Source organism: Pseudomonas tremae, assembly GCF_001401155.1.
Taxonomy (GTDB): Bacteria; Pseudomonadota; Gammaproteobacteria; order Pseudomonadales; family Pseudomonadaceae; genus Aquipseudomonas; species Aquipseudomonas tremae.
Genome location: NZ_LJRO01000063.1, coordinates 1 through 455, shown reverse-complemented (window position 1 = coordinate 455; position 455 = coordinate 1). Strand labels below are relative to the sequence as shown.

Sequence of the window (455 nt, the reverse complement as noted above, 5' to 3'; positions counted from 1 at the left end):
GGACAAGGGGCCCATCATGAGCATCGAAAGCATCGTCGACTTCAGTGAAGCCAGCACCGCCGCCGAGCACTATCGCCCTGCACCGGAAAAGGTCTTTAAGGGCGATCCGGCACAAACCCTCTACAACCACTACAACAGCCCCTGCGGACAGATGAGCGCGGGGGTCTGGAATGGCGAGCCCGGGCAGTGGCAGGTGAGTTACTCGGAGCATGAGTATTGCGAGATTGTGCAGGGTGTTTCAGTCCTGCGCGACGAGCAGGGCAACGCGAAAACCCTGCGCGCAGGCGACCGTTTCGTGATTCCAGCCGGCTTCAAGGGCACTTGGGAGGTGCTGGAAACATGCCGCAAGATTTATGTGGTGTTTGAAGCCGCTGCGGATAAATAAGTACTGCCCTTGCAGCTATGCCAGGAGCGCAGACACAAAAAAACCCGCCGAGGCGGGGTTTTTTTTAGCC

The 455-nt window shown here is 58.0% G+C and carries 1 protein-coding gene; it reads left to right on the top strand.

The annotated features are described in order from the left end of the window. Positions 1-16: 16 nt before the first annotated feature. Entirely contained in the window at positions 17-385 is a 369-nt protein-coding gene (locus ALO43_RS04210; protein ID WP_002551516.1) for a cupin domain-containing protein, read from the top strand. Positions 386-455: the final 70 nt, after the last annotated feature.

Excerpts from the sequence above, each read along its gene's own strand:
- ALO43_RS04210 (WP_002551516.1), top strand. The coding sequence starts at position 17 with ATGAGCATCGAAAGCATCGTCGACTTCAGTGAAGCCAGCACCGCCGCC.